Raw genomic sequence first — 15,818 nt, forward strand, 5'->3', positions numbered from 1 at the left:
CAATCGCAGCTCGGCTCCGAAGAGCACCATAAAGTTTTAGTTGTGCAGATGATTGACTGACTTCAAAATTGTCATGACTACTGAATTCTGACTCTTGAGTAGGATAAGACATTGTTATAGATCTAGATTCGTTTACCTTAGAAGTATTAAATGCACTTTTCCCACTGACAGGATTAACGTATCCAAGGATTATATAAGTGGATAAAGTAGCTAATAAACAGAATAATAGACCCATAGCAATAAGTCAAGTAGTTGTTAATTTTGTGAGGTAGAAATTTCTGGGTTTTAGGGAGCAGCGAGTAGGGAGCAGGGAGCAGGGAATAGGGAATCGGGAATAGTAGAAAAGAGCGATGCAGCGCGGTCAAAGGATGCTACCCCATTAGCGACTGTATCAATAAGCTACAAAGACTTTTTGATGTTATGAGAAATCCGCCAGATTGTTAATGACCTATTTATAAATGCTATACAGCGTTTTTCATAACTATAAGCTATAAAGGTACATAAAATTTTTTACCTATTCCTTATTCCCGATTCCCGATTCCCGATTCCCGTTCCCCTCCTGGGAGGGGTTAGGGGTGGGTTCCGATTCCCGATTCCCGTTCCCCTCCTGGGAGGGGTTAGGGGTGGGTTCCGATTCCCGATTCCCGATTCCCAACCAGTTTTTAACAAAAAATTTAAAAATATGTTATAATATAAAATTTTTATGATAGAATAAAAGAGTGGGCGCTGAGACGCCCGGAGTCAAGAGCTAGCCCGTAGATGTTGGACCGTCGGCGGGCTAGCTCTGGCTCCCCTACAAAAGGAGATAGTTTGATTATGAGTTATTCTGAACGCCTTCATCCGTGGGTGGTCATTCGGCTGTTACCCAAGATGCAGCGGAGAGTCGTTGCTCGCTTCCGGAACCGGTCTGATGCGGAAGGACACTTATGGGCTCTGAAACGATTAATGCCTGATGCTCAATTTGTCATTGTCTTTGACGTCGGTAATCTAGACCTCGGTAATCCAATGGATGAGGAATCCTAGGGGTTTTGCATCGATCAGCGGTCAGCGGTCAGCGGTCAGCGGTCAGCGGTCAGTGGTCAGTGGTCAGTGGTCAGTGGTCAGCCGTCAGCCGTCAGCCGTCAGTGGTCAGCCGTCAGTGGTCAGCCGTCAGTGGTCAGCCGTCAGCCGTCACCTTCAGTGGTCAGTGGTCAGCCGTTGGCTGAAAGCTGATAGCACCTCAAGTAGCGTGCGCGTAGCGCTTAAGCTGATAGCACCTCAAGTAGCGTGCGCGTAGCGCTTAAGCTGATAACTGATTGCTGATTGCTGATTGCTGATAACTGATTGCTGATTGCTGATTGCTGGTAAATGATAGCTGATAGCTGAATACTGATAGCTGATAGCTGATAGCTCAGCAGCACCAAACAACTCTGGTGTACCATGGCACAATGAACCCAGAAAATCTATATCGCGCTATAATATTATTACTATTATGACTAAGTTTGTCTTCATAACTGGAGGGGTTGTATCCAGTATTGGCAAGGGGATTGTTGCTGCTAGCTTGGGACGTTTACTCAAATCCCGGAACTATTCCGTCTCGATTCTTAAACTAGACCCCTATATTAACGTAGATCCGGGCACCATGAGTCCCTACCAACATGGAGAAGTGTTTGTAACATCAGACGGTGCCGAGACAGATTTAGATTTAGGTCACTATGAACGCTTCACGGATACCTCCGTCTCTCGCCTAAACAGTGTCACAACTGGCTCGATTTATCAAGCCGTAATCAATAAAGAACGTCGCGGTGACTACCAGGGGGGAACAGTGCAGGTGATTCCCCACATTACCAATGAAATAAAACAGCGCATTCATCGAGTTGCCCAAAATTCCAATCCTGATGTAGTGATTACAGAAATTGGTGGCACATTGGGGGATATTGAATCCCTACCGTTTTTGGAAGCAATTCGTCAATTCCGTAAGGATGTCGGGCGCAATCACGTCCTTTATATGCACGTCACCCTATTACCTTGGATTCCTGCGGCTGGAGAAATAAAAACTAAGCCAACCCAGCACTCCGTCAAGGAATTGCGTGCCATTGGGATTCAACCGGATATTTTAATTTGCCGATGCGATCGCGCTTTCCCAAGCGGATTAAAAGATAAAATATCAGCATTCTGTGATGTACCAGTAGAGTCAGTTATTTCTGCACAGGACGCCAGCAGTATCTACGAAGTCCCCCTAATGCTAGAAAAAGAAGGACTAGCCCAGCAAACTCTAGAGTTATTCCAGATGGAGCAACGGGAACCAGATTTAACCCATTGGCAGCGGTTAGTTGAGCGTTTGCATAATCCCACTCACCATCTTGAAATTGCCATTGTTGGTAAGTATATCAAACTAACTGATGCCTATCTATCCGTTGTGGAAGCTTTGCAGCATGCTGCGATCGCAAAGGATACCAAAATCAAAATACACTGGGTTAGTGCTGAGGATGTGGAAGCTTACGGCCCTGAACCCTTCCTAAACGGTTTTAACGGTATCCTTATTCCTGGAGGCTTTGGGATTCGGGGAGTAGATGGCAAAATTCAGGCCATTCGGTATGCTAGGGAAAATCAGATTCCCTTGCTGGGCTTATGTTTAGGGATGCAGTGTTCTGTAGTTGAATGGGCACAGCACATAGCCCTCTTAGAAGATGCCCATAGTGCCGAGTTTTTCACTGATATCAAGAATCCCGTCATTCATCTATTGCCAGAACAACAAGATGTAGTGGATTTAGGCGGTACCATGCGTTTAGGGCTATACCCATGCCGTATAGCACCTGATACTCTAGCATCTTCCCTCTACCAAGAAGAAGTTATTTATGAGCGCCACCGCCACCGCTATGAATTTAATAATGCTTATCGCAACCTATTTCTAGAAACAGGTTTTGTGATTAGTGGGACTTCTCCCGATGGTCGCCTAGTGGAAATAATTGAATTGAAAGAACACCCCTTCTTTATTGCCACTCAGTTCCACCCAGAATTTAGCTCCCGTCCTAGTCATCCCCATCCATTGTTTGTGGGATTTGTGCAAGCTACCCTTGACAAAGCACAGGTTAAACAGTCCACTACTAACGGCAGTACTAGCGAAAACCAGCAATCCATTGCCCAAGTAGGCTGCTAAGTATGTGACGCAAGTTCTTTCGGTATTGATCAGGGTAAATAGGGCAACGGATGTCACATATGTCGCAGATTAGGGGATCAATGACATCATGCCGGATAATTACCCTCCATCAAAACATGATTCCACAGAAATTATCCGGCTCTGAGGAATAAACCCCTGAAATATGACTTAGCTTGATCAGCAGCTAGGTAACAGTGAAGTACCCCAACCGACACGAAGTAGGTTGGGGCTTCCAACTTTCGCTCAATTCAGGGATGATCTTAATAGAATTAAGAATTAAGAATGCGCGAATTTAGAATTGGATTCTTAATTCTACATTCTTAATTCTACATTCTTAATTCTACATTCTTAATTCTACATTCTACATTCTACATTTTTCCTATCCTGGTTAACTATTTCTCCTTATTGGTTGAAAGTCAAGTAACAAGTAACAAATGGAGCATGTCAGTTTTGTTAATCCCTGATTCAGATCCCCCTAAATCCCCCTTAATAAGGGGGACTTTTGAATCTAATTCCCCCCTTGATTAAGGGGGGTTAGGGGGGATATATGTACATAATTACAAAGGTGAAATGCTCCCAGTAACAAGTAACAAGTGTTAATTAACAAGAAGTAACCAGTAATCTGAATAAGAAGAGCAATCCGTATAGGAATTGTGATAATTTTTGTTTCCTGTTCCCTTTGCTAAAGTGATTAACTGGACTCGTTCGAATTGGTAATTGCTAGTATTACCAACCCATTATGTCAATAAGGAGGTTTTGTGAGTTACTGGATAAAAGTTAATTACGATCATCGAGAATATGTCATTGATCTGGATCGGCTTAGTACATTCACCCATGGACCCAACGGAAAAATAACCTTCTGGTTACCCGATAGTACTATTCCCATTATTATCAACCGTCAAAGTGACCCAGACGGTTATCAACGAGTGGTGAACTACATTCAAAAGTTATCAGCACGATCACCTTCTGGTTTTTGGATTACATTCAGTTACGAGCGTCATGATTATATCCTTGACCTCAACAAAATCAGTAGTTTTTGTCACTACCCAAATCAGAGATTAACCTTTTGGTTACCTGACAGTTCCATGCCCATCATTATTAGCGAACAAAAATATCCAGAAATTTATCATAAGATAATAGACTACATTGAACAAAAAACTGGCTATTTACTAACGTAATTATAGAATTTAGAATTTAGAATTTAGAATTGGGAATTTAGAATTAATAATTTAGAATTTAGAATTTAGAATTTAGAATTATACATGCTACCTTCTGGCTTCTGGCTTCTGGCTTCGGGAGCATCCCAATTTGGCACGTTAGCTCTTGTTAGGGGGCTGAAACCCTTGAAATATAGTTGCTTTGGGTAATATTGTTTCCAAAATGAGATGCTCCCCTGGCTTCTGGCTTCTGGCTTCTGGCTTCTGGCTTCTGGCTTCTGGCTTCTGGCTTCTGCCTTCTTAATTCTACATTCTTAATTCTACATTCTTAATTCTTAATTTTTAATTCCCCATTCTTAATTCCCCATTCTTAATTCTACATTCTTAATTCTACATTCTTAATTCCCCATTCTTAATTCCCCATTCTTAATTCTACATTCTTAATTCCCCATTCTTAATTCCCCATTCTTAATTCTACATTCTTAATTCCCCATTCTTAATTCCCCATTCTTAATTCCCCATTCTTAATTCTACATTCTTAATTCCCCATTCTTAATTCTACATTCTTAATTCTACATTCTTAATTCAATGTAATTACTGTAACTTCTGGTGGACAAAATAGACGACCTGGCCAATAAGTTCCTAAACCACGATTAGTATACAACTGATTTTTACCGATCGAATGTAAACCCTCAGACCATTCCCAGTGCTTAGTTACTTTTGAACATACTTTCAAATACGGTATCCAGGGCTGCACAGATTTAGGAATATACTTCCGGAGGGTTTTCAACAATGCTGGCGCAGGTCCGATTCCTGGAATCACAATCTGACCACCATGGGTATGACCAGACAACTGCAAATCCACTCGCCAACGCTGTAATATCTCCGCAGTATCAGGGTTGTGGGATAAGACAATCCGGGGTGTTTTGGGGTCAATTTGATTGAGCACTGGACCAGGATTGAAATCACCAGACCAAAAATCAGCAAGTCCTACTAGAGGTAATTGTGCTCCAAACGGATAAGCGATCGCATTCCACAACACCTTCACACCAATCTTAGTTAGAGCCTGAGTAATTGTTGCTTTTGAATGACGCCAGGCTAAATCATGGTTACCCAGTATAGCATAGATTCCATGGCGACTTTCCAGGTACTTCAATCGCCGCGCTAGTAGATAAATAGGAGTCGGGCTATTGGTTACGTAGTCGCCAGTTAACACGACTAGATCAGGTTCAGCTTGATTAGCGGCTTCAATAGCGTCAGCTAAGATATTTTCTCGTAACTGCTGTCGATCATAATGTAAATCGGATAGTTGTACAAGTTTTGTGCCTCGCAATGACGTAGGTAAATCCGCGATCGCAACGGTGACTTTTTCTACCTTTAAGGGTTCTGAAAATATCCAATTCATCCAGCTAATCGTGAGGGTCATTAAACACTTGCCTCCAGCATAGCTTAGCTATCAGCTATCAGCCATCAGCTATCAGCTATCAGCCATCAACTATCAGCTATCAGTTATCAGTTATCAGCCAATAGCTAATAGCTATAAGTTTTTGAATAAAACAGGTAACCATTTGTTTAATAGTCACGAAAGTCACAGCGTCGTTCGCACAGCGTGGCCAAAGGCCAAAGCCTGTGCCACAAAGCTGACCGCTGACCGCTGACCGCTGACCGCTGACCCCTGATAGCTAAAATCTAATTTAGAATTACGGATAAAATCAGGATTTTTTTTGACTAAGGAAAATTTTGACCTTATCTTTTGACCAAGCTTGAGGATAAATTCTATTTTGGTAAGTTATTTCCTCAGCTTGGTTAGTTTGATCAGGTTCAGGTTTAGTTGAAAAAATTCCACAAGGAATAAATTTGCTATTGGTGGAAAGTTCAGACTTGCTGGCTGATGTATTCTTAACGTTTATATGTTCAATCCTCACTGGTGAATCAGTCTGTTGTTGTAAAAGTATCCATAATGGGTATTCCCAGTCATTGTCACCTAAATACAGTCCAATATCTGTACATTTACTACTTTTCAAAACATCAATAGCACCGAGGTAACCTGATTTGATTCGAGACCTACTGTTAAAATATTGCTCAGTACGGCTAGTGTTGAAAATACTGTTAGCGCCCAGAAGAGGTCGTTCTCTGCCAGATAATGCCCATGGTAATGATGTGATAATCAAAAGCACTGCTATAACATTGGCAACTTGACGTAACTTAATTTGGGACAATACTATTCCGACTACTGCAGAAAAAAGTAAGAAAATTGGTAAATGAAGCCGACTGTTCCACCATTGCCATTTCAACAGGAAACAAAATAGCAGAAATATGCTAATAATCACAGCAATATAACTGAGTATATAGCGTTGCTTTCGACCCTGTCGTTGGATGAAACAAGCGATGATGGAGAAAACGATTAAAACTAGATGAAGGGTGTTGCTAGTGTTGTTTTCCGTAGCATTAATTCCCAGAGTTGATAATCCACCAGGAATCCCAAACTTTCCGGTATAAGTGGTGCGGGGGTCACTAATATCTACACTTAAAACGAGATGGAATAAATTAATTATCTTATTGGAGATAGCATTAATAATCCCAATCGGTGTTCCCATGTGAAGACCAATATTTCTCAAAATATTGGATACTAAGACTGAGGTTGTAAAAATTTCATTAGTATATCGTAGTTCTTCTGAAGCCGTGGCAATTGGAGTGCCATACAAATCGAAGTTACGGATATAGTGACCGAGATTAATTAAAATAACAATAACCCCTACCGTTAAAATTGGTTTCCACCATCGCCAACGTAGGCGCTTAATCATCATCAGTGAAAACCAGATAAATAAGGGAAATGCATAAATATAGGCTGTTGCTTTCGTAACAATAGCCATCCCCATGGTAGCACCAACCCCTAATATATTAATCCAGCTAACTCTGGATTTGAGAGTCAAAATAATAAAGTAAGCCAAACAAATCACCCAGAACGAAACCACATAATCATTCTGGGTACTTGACCCTTGTAGGATTCCCATCGGAATAGTAGCAGCGACTACAGCAGCAAAAACCTGTCCTCGTATCGCCGCTCCCAATTCTTTAGCAATCAGAGATACCCCAATCACGCTACCAATCATACTGAACCATTGGACAAGATTAGCTAAGCGATCGCTCCTACTCAAGAGTTGAAAATGCATGATCGTAAATTCAGCCCAAGGGTTTTGGTAAAGCTGTCTGGGAATATGGGTAGGATAATGAGCAACACTGTGATGCTGCATCCAATGAAGGACACGACTCATGTGGTAAGTCATGGAATCCCAGGTATTGGGAGGCGCAACGATAGCAGTTAAGCCTACGGTAGCGACCAGAAATCCTATACCTCCAAGTAATACCAGTAAAAAACCAGAGATTTGGGCATTCCCATTGTTTGGATTTTGCCCATTCGTGGAGGGTGAGCTTTGCCCAATCCCATTTTGCCCAATCCCATGTTGTGAATCCTGGGTGCGGGTGACTCGTCCTGGTTTAACAGTCCGAAAGTAAGCAAAAATCAACGTCAGACTCAATAAACCCCAGATTCCCGCTATCCAACCCCAAGTAATTAACTTAAATAAACTTAAAACTTCAGTGATAAAGGTTAATAAGACTCCCCAGGTAATAGCTGCCCACAATAGGGAACTACGCCAGCAATAATTGTAACGATAGATGAAGAGAAATAAAACAGTGAAGGTAATCAGAGGGAGCAAAGCCAACATAGTTAGTTATTATAGCAAAGGGAGTAGGGAATAGGGAATAGGGAATAGGGAATAGGGAATAGGGAATAGGGAATAGGGAATAGGGAGTAAGTGATTAACCAAAAGTTCATGTAGGGTGGGCAGTGTATCAGACAGATTCCGAAGTTTGTAATAGGGTTGCTCGGCACTGCCCACCATCGGATTATGACTGCCCACCATCAGATTATGACTAAGGAAAAAGATTGTATTTTAGGATACATAATATTGCCCGAAACCCATCCCTCCAGCCAATTTTTTTTCCTTCTTCGTAAGTGCGACCATAGTAAGATATTCCTACTTCATAGATGCGGCATTTCTTTTTGGCAACCTTAGCAGTAATTTCTGGTTCAAAGCCAAACCGAGATTCTTCGATTTTGATAGATTGGATAAGATCACGCCGGAATGCCTTATAGCAGGTTTCCATATCGGTAAGGTTAATATTGGTAAACATATTGGAGAGCATGGTTAAAAATTTATTGCCCACCATATGCCAGTAGTACACTACCCGATGGGGACCACCGCCAGCGAAACGGGAGCCATAAACCACATCCGCTTTGCCATCAATAATCGGCTGCATTAACAAGGGATATTCCTGGGGATCGTACTCTAAATCAGCGTCTTGAACGATTACGATATCTCCAGTAGCCAAGCCAAACCCAGTCCGTAAGGCAGCTCCTTTGCCCCGATTCTTGTGATGATAGACAACATGGTCAATCTGGGATTCTAGTGATGACTCTAAAATCTCTCTAGTGCCATCCGTTGAGTAGTCATCGACAACAATAATTTCGCACTCTTTAACCGGAGATGCTTTGACAGCTTCAATAACATTGGCAATTGTGTTGACTTCGTTAAAACAGGGTATTACAACACTTAGCTTCATAAGCTTAATCCTTAATAATAAGCAAATAATTTGATTAGCTTAAAACTTTACATAATCTTTACATAATCCCCGCCTAATTCCCCTAGCCTTTGGTTAAGTAGAGAGTTTGAGCCCCTAAACACATCACGAAATATTTACATAACGTCAGTTACATAAAGTTATGGGAAGTTTCCCCGTGATTAGATGGGATTGAACCCTCAAATTCAGGGCACGACCAGGATTGATAGACAGGTTTGAGGTTGACTACTTGACACCCTGAATAAATTAGTATAATTCTACTGTAGGATTATAAATAGATCAACTAAATAGAGCAACATAGAGCAACTAACATAGAGCAACTACTAAACCATTACGCTCAAGCCTGATTGGGGAGTCGTTGCTCATTACTCATTAGTATTTTGGTAAGCATTCAGCCGTCAGCGGTCAGCCGTCAGACTTTGGCTGATAGCTTGTAGGGTGGGCAAAAACAGTTTGCTTCTTTTGAGTATTCTAGATTATACTACTTTTGCCACCCTACTTTTATTGGTCTGATCCGCGACACGCTGATAGCAGCCTGTAGGGTGGGCAAAAACAGTTTGCCTCCTTTGAGTATTCTAGATTATACTACTTTGCCCACCCTACTTTAATTGGTCTGATAGCACTGATAGCTGATAGCAGCTTGTAGGGTGGGCAAAAACAGTTTGCTTCTTTTGAGTATTCTAGATTATACTACTTTGCCCACCCTACTTTAATTGGTCTGATAGCACTGATAGCTGATAGCAGCTTGTAGGGTGGGCAAAAACAGTTTGCTTCTTTTGAGTATTCTAGATTATACTACTTTGCCCACCCTACTTTAATTGGTCTGATAGCACTGATAGCTGATAGCTGATAGCTGAATGCTTACGTATTTTGACTAATGACTGATAACTAGTGACTAATAACTAAACTAATGACTAATGCCATAGGCTTGATAGCACTAGGTATTAGGCGCGCTAGACATTAAGTACTAACACCATTAACCCAAAACCTAACATCTAACATCTAGCACCATTAACCTAAAAAAAATTCCATCAACCAAGAGAGTATGTCTTTGGATACCAGTAATGACTACATAACACCAGAAGAATCTCACCTTAGTGATTCTTCCTTATCCTTGGTGATTCCCACCTATAACGAGAGTAGAAACATCGGGGAGCTAATTAGAATCCTGAGCAATTTGCTCGATGAAGCTATACCAAACCAATACGAACTAATTGTAGTAGATGACGATAGTCCTGATCGTACCTGGGAAATCGCCCAGGCTCTGATGTCGGACTATCCACAGTTACAGGTAATTCGCCGTCAGCATGAACGGGGGTTATCTACAGCAGTTATTCACGGCTGGAAGGTAGGTACTGGAAAAATTTTGGGGGTAATTGATGGGGATTTACAGCATCCACCAGAGATATTAGTAAAACTTTTGGTAGCAATGGAGGATGGAGCCGATATCGCTATTGCCAGTCGTCATGTAGACGATGGTGGTGTTAGTGATTGGAGTGTAGTGAGGCGTTTCTTATCCAGAGGTGCTCAACTTTTAGGATTATCGATTTTACCAGAAGTTATCGGTCGTGTTTCTGACCCAATGAGCGGTTTTTTTATGGTACGCCGTAGTGCCATTCAGGAAAAAGACCTCAATCCTCTGGGGTACAAGATTCTAATTGAAGTGCTGGCTAGGGGAAAAATTGGCCGAATTGCAGAAGTTGGCTATGTATTTCAAGAGAGACTCTCAGGAGAGAGCAAAGTTACCTGGAAACAGTATGTAGACTATATTAGACACTTACTCCGGTTAAGGTTTTCTCTCGGAACCATTGGTAAACTTAGAAAGGCATTCCCTTCCCCTTAAAGCGGTTTATTCGTTTTGGCTTAGTGGGATTCAGTGGGGTATTTGTGGATATGACTGTGCTTTACTTACTCCATGACCCTGCTAGTTTGGGTTGGGGACTCACCCGCAGTAAAATTATTGCTGCTGAAGCGGCCATTATGAATAACTTTATTTGGAACGATGCCTGGACATTTAGGGATATAGCGAGTCAGCAGTGGGGATGGGGTAAGCGCTTGAAACGGTTTTTGAAGTTTAACCTGGTCTGTTTGATCGGTTTGTGCCTAAATGTGCTGTTGTTGAATCTGTTGTTTAATCTCCTGGGAATTAACTATCTGATTGCAAATGGTATTGCGATCGCAGCCGTTACTTTCTGGAATTTCTGGATTAATCTAAAACTCAACTGGCGAGTGACGCAAAAATAATGATAACCGGTTGACTGTTGACTGTTGACTGTTGACTGTTGACCGTCAACAGCAAAAGGTTTTAGGGAGTCGGGAGCGGTGCGACCCGTGGCGAATTTAATTCGCCAACGGAAAGCGCACCGAGGGAGTCGCGGTAAGAAAATTGAATGTACTTCATAACAATGAATATCATCTATGGTAAACCTATATGGTAAACAAATTGCAGCAAACTCGTAGATTTACATCAACTTGGTTAGGGCTTTTAATTATTATCCTGTTGATGCTAGGAATAGTGTTTCGATTCGTAAATATTGACAAAAAAAACTACTGGATTGATGAAACCTTTACCTCGCTACGGATTTCTGGTTATCGATTGTCAGACATGATACCAGAAATTTCCAATGGGGATGCGATCGCTATTAAAGAATTACATAAGTATCAGCAGACAAATCCGGAAAAAACTTTGATTGGTACGATTAAGGGATTGGCGTTTGAAGAACCTCAACATCCCCCATTATATTACGTGATGGCGCGATTTTGGGGGCAGTTATTTGGGAATTCAGTAGCAGTGAGGAGAAGTTTTTCAGCTCTGATTAGCTTGCTGATGTTTCCTGCTATCTATTGGTTATGTCAAGAATTATTCGAGTCGTCCTTGGTGGGATGGGTAGCTATGGCCTTAGTTGCCGTTTCTCCCTTTCAGGTATTGTATGCCCAAGCAGCAAGACAGTATGGCTTATGGGGCGTAACTATTTTGCTATCAAGTGCAGCACTGTTACGGGCAATACGCTTAACCAAACCAAGAAACACCACCAGTAAGATTAGAGACATCCTACACTTTATCTCTACCTGGGGAATTTACGCCCTCACGTTAGTGACAGGATTTTATACCTTTTTATTTTCTATCTTAGTAGCCATCAGCCATGGCATCTATGTACTGGTAACAGAACGGTTCCGCTTCAGTAAAATTATTGTTTACTATGGGCTATCATCGTTAATGGCTTTGATGGTATTTGTCCCTTGGTTACTGGTTTCTAACAGTAACCTTTCTAAGGTATCCAGCAAAACCAAATGGGCACTCAAAGAAGTTCCCTTATCATCATTAGCCCAAACCTGGCTGATTAATATTAATCGGAGTTTCTTTGATCTCAACCAAGGCTTAAATTTCCCCAGCGTAGTGGTCTCTGTAATAATCTTAATCCTAGTCGGCTATGCCATTTACTTTCTCTGTCGTCATAGTCCCAAACGAGTTAGTCTATTCATCTTGACATTAATTGGAGTTACCGCCTTAGCCCTAGTGCTACCGGATTTAATTTCCGGAGGCAAGCGTTCTAGCGTAACTCGCTATCTAATTCCCTGTTATCTTGGTATTCAGCTAGCAGTTGCTTACCTATTTACTAACAAAATAACTAACAAAGTAACTAGTATTTTTCAGGGAGTATGGCAACAGAAGCTATGGCGACTCGGAATGATTTTGCTACTGTCTGGTGGAATTCTATCCTGTGTGATCAGTTCTCAAGCAGAATTTTGGTGGAACAAGTATACTAGTGCTAACCATACCCAGGTAGCAGCAATCATTAACCAGGCTGACCAACCCCTCTTGCTGACAAAAAGTCTGGAAGTGATCTCCCTGTCTTACCTTCTCGACTCCAAAGTGAAGTTTTCTTGGTTAAGCGACAAATCCGTAAAGATGCCTAATGGCGAAAAAAGCAAACAGTTAATCATCCCCGAAAATACCGATGAATTCAGTGATTTATTTTTATATAATCCATCTAAGGAATTGCGAGAAAAATTCGAAAAACAATACAACTATAAATCAGAACTTATTGGCAAATGGAACCATAAACTTGAACCAACCTACGAAATTAAAACGTTTCTGTGGAAACTAGTAAAGCAATAAACTTAAGCATTCAGCTATCAGCCGTCAGCTATCAGCCGTCAGCCGTCAGCCGTCAGCCGTCAGCCGTTGGCCTTTGGCCACGCTACTTGAGGTGCCGTCAGCTAAGAGCTCACACTACTTGAGGTGCTGCGCAAACAGTAGCCTGACCACAGGCCCAAAGCTGATAGCTGAATGCTGATAGCTGAATGCTGATAGCTGAATGCTGATAGCTGAATGCTGATAGCTGAATGCTTACGTCTTGTTTATAATAATCCCTAGAATAACAGGAGCTTGCTCATGGCAATGATTTGCCGTAAATACGGCTTACTCTACCTGATGGCACCGCGAACTGGTTGCACAGCAGTAGAAGATGTCCTCGAAAAAAAGCTAGAAGGTGAACTAGTCCCCCCCCAAGACATCCTAGACGCCAACGGAAAATTTTTGATGCACAGAAGACATCATTCTCTACGAGAGATGTTCAGACGCAATCTTTTGACAGAAAAAGAGGCAGCATCTTATCTAAAATTTAGTTGTATTCGCAACCCTTTTGACAGTTTAGCTTCCGACTATGTAAAAAGAGCCTCAAAATACCAACACTTTATCGCTGACTCCACGTCATGGGTTCACCGTCTACCGGGTTATATAGAAGACATGGAATTTTGCAAAACCCATTCATTTAATGATTGGATTGAAAAACACTATGGCTCTATTTACGGCAATGGACTGAAACGAACCGTTCAATCCCTGGTTCGGAATACTAATCGAAACCGACTTAAACAGTTTGTAGGTCTTCCCGCTGAACCGTATACACTCTATGGAAGTTATACCAAAGGTATGGATAGTGTAATGCGTTTTGAAACCCTTCAGGATGATTTTGACAGAGTCCTGGATAAAGCTGGAGTGCCCTTCAAAGTGCAAATACCAGTGATCAACAAAACCGAAGAAAGAAAGAAAAACTATCGAGAGTACTATAATGAGCGATCGCGAAAAATTGTCCAGTACGTTTTTCACGAAGAACTAAAGCGCTACGGTTACGAATTTTGAACAAGCTAGTAACGGTTAGGGCATCAGCTGTTACCCTTGAGCTGATCTCTAACCGCTTTAAGGCGATTAAGTATAAATTACTATGCCATCTGCTACGCTCAAATATGCCTATTTCCCCGGCTGTGTTGCTCAAGGAGCCTGTGGAGAACTATACCAATCTACGTCAGCCTTAACCCAAGCGCTAGGAATTGAACTGGTTGAGTTGAAAAAAGCTGCTTGTTGTGGTTCTGGAACCTTCAAAGAAGATTCCCAACTCCTAGAAGACACTGTTAACGCTCGCAACATCGCCCTAGCTGAGCAGCTGAATCTACCCCTGTTAACTCATTGCAGCACCTGTCAGGGAGTAATTGGTCATGTAGATGAGCGTTTAAAGGAATTCCAAGATACCGACACCGCTTATGTGGAAAAAGTGAATGGCTTGCTCAAAAAAGAAGGCTGTTCTCCTTACAAAGGCACTACAGAAGTCAAGCATTTACTGTGGGCATTGGTGGCAGATTACGGCATGGAAGCCCTAGCAGCACAGGTGAGTCGCAAGCTAACTGGACTCAAGTGTGCTGCATTCTATGGTTGTTATTTGCTGCGAGCTCAGACATCCATCCCCTACGATGACCCAGTGCATCCAGAATCCATGGAAACTGTATTTCGCACTGTAGGAGCAACACCTGTATATTACCGAGGTCGTACTCAATGTTGTGGTTGGCCAATTTCTAGTTATGCCACAGAACAATCCTTCAAGATGGCAGGGATGCATATTCAGGAAGCCTTGGATGCTGGTGCGGACTGCATGGTGACGCCTTGTCCATTGTGTCATCTTAATCTGGACTCCCGTCAACCAGAGGTAGAAAAGGTGATTGGGCGTCAGTTAAGGTTACCAGTATTGCATTTACCCCAGTTAGTTGCCCTAGCCCTAGGGGTTAGTCCAAAGCAACTGGGTTTAGAACGGCACGTGGTTTCGACTGGACCTGTATTAGAGAAGTTGGGCCATAAAGTATGAAGTGTGACCTATCAAGTGTGAAGTCTAAATCCGGTTGACGTAAGCATTCAGCTATCAGCTATCAGCTATCAGCTTATGCGCGATGCGTGGCTATCGGCCAAGGGCAAATCCCCAGACTTTCAATTCTCATTAATCTGGAACTATTAAATTATCCTTTTCAAGGTTTATTTTAAGCTGTCAGCCGTGAGCTAAAAGCTGACGGCTGACAGCTGACGGCTGAATGCTTACCGGTTGACTAATTATCATCTCCCTTATCGGGTAATGGGTAATTGGTAGTTAACGATTACCCATTACCCATTACCTTTTGTCTTTGCCAGACATATTTTCAAGAGAAAAGCACCCCCTCGGGGGTGCCTCATCAGTTACCATCAACAGCAGCCAACTGCTGATGGAGGGATTTCAGTCTCAACTATAAACTGTTGTATCTAAGCTGATGCTTCGGTTTCAACCGGGTAAACGCTGACTTTTTTTTGGCTTTTGCCCCTTCTTTCAAAAGTGACTATGCCATCAGCCATGGCAAATAGAGTGTCATCACCGCCGCGACCAACATTGGTACCAGGATGAACCTTAGTACCTCGCTGACGTACCAAGATGTTGCCAGCCTTGACAAACTGACCACCGTAGCGCTTGACCCCTAGGCGTTTGGAATTAGAGTCACGACCGTTACGAGTACTTCCTGTTCCTTTCTTATGAGCCATAATGTTCCTTTATATTTAGGTGTTTTTACGGGAATTTTGAGGT

Annotated in this window: 14 protein-coding genes and 1 pseudogene; 10 read left to right on the forward strand and 5 right to left on the reverse strand. The window is 42.1% G+C overall.

Annotated elements, in window-relative coordinates; all coding sequences use genetic code 11:
• Window positions 1–575 precede the first annotated feature (575 nt).
• From LYNGBM3L_RS48985 to LYNGBM3L_RS25965, 5 genes are all read left to right on the forward strand, one after another.
• The gene (locus tag LYNGBM3L_RS48985; RefSeq protein ID WP_267872100.1) at window positions 576–707 is read left to right on the forward strand and encodes a hypothetical protein; all 132 of its coding nucleotides are present in this window, start codon (window positions 576–578) and stop codon (window positions 705–707) included.
• A gap of 109 nt (window positions 708–816) precedes the next feature.
• Window positions 817–1,023: a hypothetical protein gene (locus tag LYNGBM3L_RS25955; RefSeq protein WP_044494884.1), complete on the forward strand. Its 207-nt coding sequence runs from the start codon at window positions 817–819 to the stop codon at window positions 1,021–1,023.
• Window positions 1,010–1,276 carry a hypothetical protein gene (locus LYNGBM3L_RS41750; RefSeq protein WP_154659921.1) on the forward strand — a complete coding sequence of 89 codons (267 nt, stop codon included), beginning with the start codon at window positions 1,010–1,012 and terminating at the stop codon, window positions 1,274–1,276. The genes LYNGBM3L_RS25955 and LYNGBM3L_RS41750 overlap by 14 nt, the downstream gene beginning before the upstream one ends.
• 195 nt (window positions 1,277–1,471) lie before the next feature.
• Window positions 1,472–3,139, forward strand: a complete 1,668-nt coding sequence (gene pyrG / locus LYNGBM3L_RS25960; RefSeq protein ID WP_008188463.1) for a CTP synthase — start codon at window positions 1,472–1,474, stop codon at window positions 3,137–3,139.
• Between the two features lie 758 nt (window positions 3,140–3,897).
• Window positions 3,898–4,317, forward strand: a complete 420-nt coding sequence (locus LYNGBM3L_RS25965) for a hypothetical protein (protein WP_008188465.1) — start codon at window positions 3,898–3,900, stop codon at window positions 4,315–4,317.
• Between the two features lie 559 nt (window positions 4,318–4,876).
• Here LYNGBM3L_RS25965 and LYNGBM3L_RS25970 read toward each other — a convergent pair.
• The 4 genes from LYNGBM3L_RS25970 to LYNGBM3L_RS25980 all read right to left on the reverse strand — a co-directional run bounded on the left by LYNGBM3L_RS25970 (window position 4,877) and on the right by LYNGBM3L_RS25980 (window position 8,922).
• A complete protein-coding gene (locus tag LYNGBM3L_RS25970; protein WP_044494886.1) occupies window positions 4,877–5,701 on the reverse strand; it encodes a metallophosphoesterase in 825 nt (274 codons plus the stop codon).
• A 307-nt stretch (window positions 5,702–6,008) separates the two neighbouring features.
• Complete coding sequence (locus LYNGBM3L_RS25975) at window positions 6,009–8,024, reverse strand: ArnT family glycosyltransferase (RefSeq protein WP_008188472.1); 2,016 nt, start codon at window positions 8,022–8,024, stop codon at window positions 6,009–6,011.
• A gap of 9 nt (window positions 8,025–8,033) precedes the next feature.
• Entirely contained in the window at window positions 8,034–8,222 is a 189-nt protein-coding gene (locus LYNGBM3L_RS41755) for a hypothetical protein (protein WP_008188473.1), read from the reverse strand.
• A 10-nt stretch (window positions 8,223–8,232) separates the two neighbouring features.
• Window positions 8,233–8,922, reverse strand: coding sequence for a glycosyltransferase family 2 protein (locus LYNGBM3L_RS25980; RefSeq protein ID WP_008188476.1), 690 nt, complete (start codon window positions 8,920–8,922; stop codon window positions 8,233–8,235).
• Window positions 8,923–9,985: 1,063 nt separating this feature from the next.
• On the opposite strand from LYNGBM3L_RS25980, the pseudogene LYNGBM3L_RS25985 reads away from it, so the two are divergent.
• The 5 genes and pseudogenes from LYNGBM3L_RS25985 (at window position 9,986) to LYNGBM3L_RS26000 (ending at window position 15,077) form a co-directional block, all read left to right on the forward strand.
• Window positions 9,986–11,184, forward strand: a pseudogene (locus tag LYNGBM3L_RS25985) (glycosyltransferase).
• Between the two features lie 187 nt (window positions 11,185–11,371).
• A complete protein-coding gene (locus LYNGBM3L_RS25990; protein ID WP_008188482.1) occupies window positions 11,372–13,060 on the forward strand; it encodes a glycosyltransferase family 39 protein in 1,689 nt (562 codons plus the stop codon).
• Complete coding sequence (locus LYNGBM3L_RS46120) at window positions 13,039–13,182, forward strand: hypothetical protein (protein ID WP_165691865.1); 144 nt, start codon at window positions 13,039–13,041, stop codon at window positions 13,180–13,182. The genes LYNGBM3L_RS25990 and LYNGBM3L_RS46120 overlap by 22 nt, the downstream gene beginning before the upstream one ends.
• A gap of 154 nt (window positions 13,183–13,336) precedes the next feature.
• The gene (locus tag LYNGBM3L_RS25995; protein WP_008188484.1) at window positions 13,337–14,083 is read left to right on the forward strand and encodes a sulfotransferase family 2 domain-containing protein; all 747 of its coding nucleotides are present in this window, start codon (window positions 13,337–13,339) and stop codon (window positions 14,081–14,083) included.
• An 82-nt stretch (window positions 14,084–14,165) separates the two neighbouring features.
• Window positions 14,166–15,077, forward strand: coding sequence for a CoB--CoM heterodisulfide reductase iron-sulfur subunit B family protein (locus LYNGBM3L_RS26000; protein ID WP_008188485.1), 912 nt, complete (start codon window positions 14,166–14,168; stop codon window positions 15,075–15,077).
• Window positions 15,078–15,502: 425 nt separating this feature from the next.
• Here the strand turns inward: LYNGBM3L_RS26000 and rpmA are convergent, their stop codons facing one another.
• Complete coding sequence (gene rpmA, locus LYNGBM3L_RS26005) at window positions 15,503–15,775, reverse strand: 50S ribosomal protein L27 (RefSeq protein WP_008188487.1); 273 nt, start codon at window positions 15,773–15,775, stop codon at window positions 15,503–15,505.
• Window positions 15,776–15,818 lie beyond the last annotated feature (43 nt).

Source organism: Moorena producens 3L, assembly GCF_000211815.1.
Classification (GTDB): domain Bacteria; phylum Cyanobacteriota; class Cyanobacteriia; order Cyanobacteriales; family Coleofasciculaceae; genus Moorena; species Moorena producens.

Excerpts from the sequence above, each read along its gene's own strand:
- LYNGBM3L_RS25955 (WP_044494884.1), top strand. The coding sequence starts at position 817 with ATGAGTTATTCTGAACGCCTTCATCCGTGGGTGGTCATTCGGCTGTTA.
- LYNGBM3L_RS41750 (WP_154659921.1), top strand. The coding sequence starts at position 1,010 with ATGAGGAATCCTAGGGGTTTTGCATCGATCAGCGGTCAGCGGTCAGCG.
- pyrG (WP_008188463.1), top strand. The coding sequence starts at position 1,472 with ATGACTAAGTTTGTCTTCATAACTGGAGGGGTTGTATCCAGTATTGGC.
- LYNGBM3L_RS25970 (WP_044494886.1), bottom strand. The coding sequence starts at position 5,701 with ATGAATTGGATATTTTCAGAACCCTTAAAGGTAGAAAAAGTCACCGTT.
- LYNGBM3L_RS25975 (WP_008188472.1), bottom strand. The coding sequence starts at position 8,024 with ATGTTGGCTTTGCTCCCTCTGATTACCTTCACTGTTTTATTTCTCTTC.
- LYNGBM3L_RS41755 (WP_008188473.1), bottom strand. The coding sequence starts at position 8,222 with ATGGTGGGCAGTCATAATCCGATGGTGGGCAGTGCCGAGCAACCCTAT.
- LYNGBM3L_RS25980 (WP_008188476.1), bottom strand. The coding sequence starts at position 8,922 with ATGAAGCTAAGTGTTGTAATACCCTGTTTTAACGAAGTCAACACAATT.
- LYNGBM3L_RS25990 (WP_008188482.1), top strand. The coding sequence starts at position 11,372 with ATGGTAAACAAATTGCAGCAAACTCGTAGATTTACATCAACTTGGTTA.
- LYNGBM3L_RS25995 (WP_008188484.1), top strand. The coding sequence starts at position 13,337 with ATGGCAATGATTTGCCGTAAATACGGCTTACTCTACCTGATGGCACCG.
- LYNGBM3L_RS26000 (WP_008188485.1), top strand. The coding sequence starts at position 14,166 with ATGCCATCTGCTACGCTCAAATATGCCTATTTCCCCGGCTGTGTTGCT.
- rpmA (WP_008188487.1), bottom strand. The coding sequence starts at position 15,775 with ATGGCTCATAAGAAAGGAACAGGAAGTACTCGTAACGGTCGTGACTCT.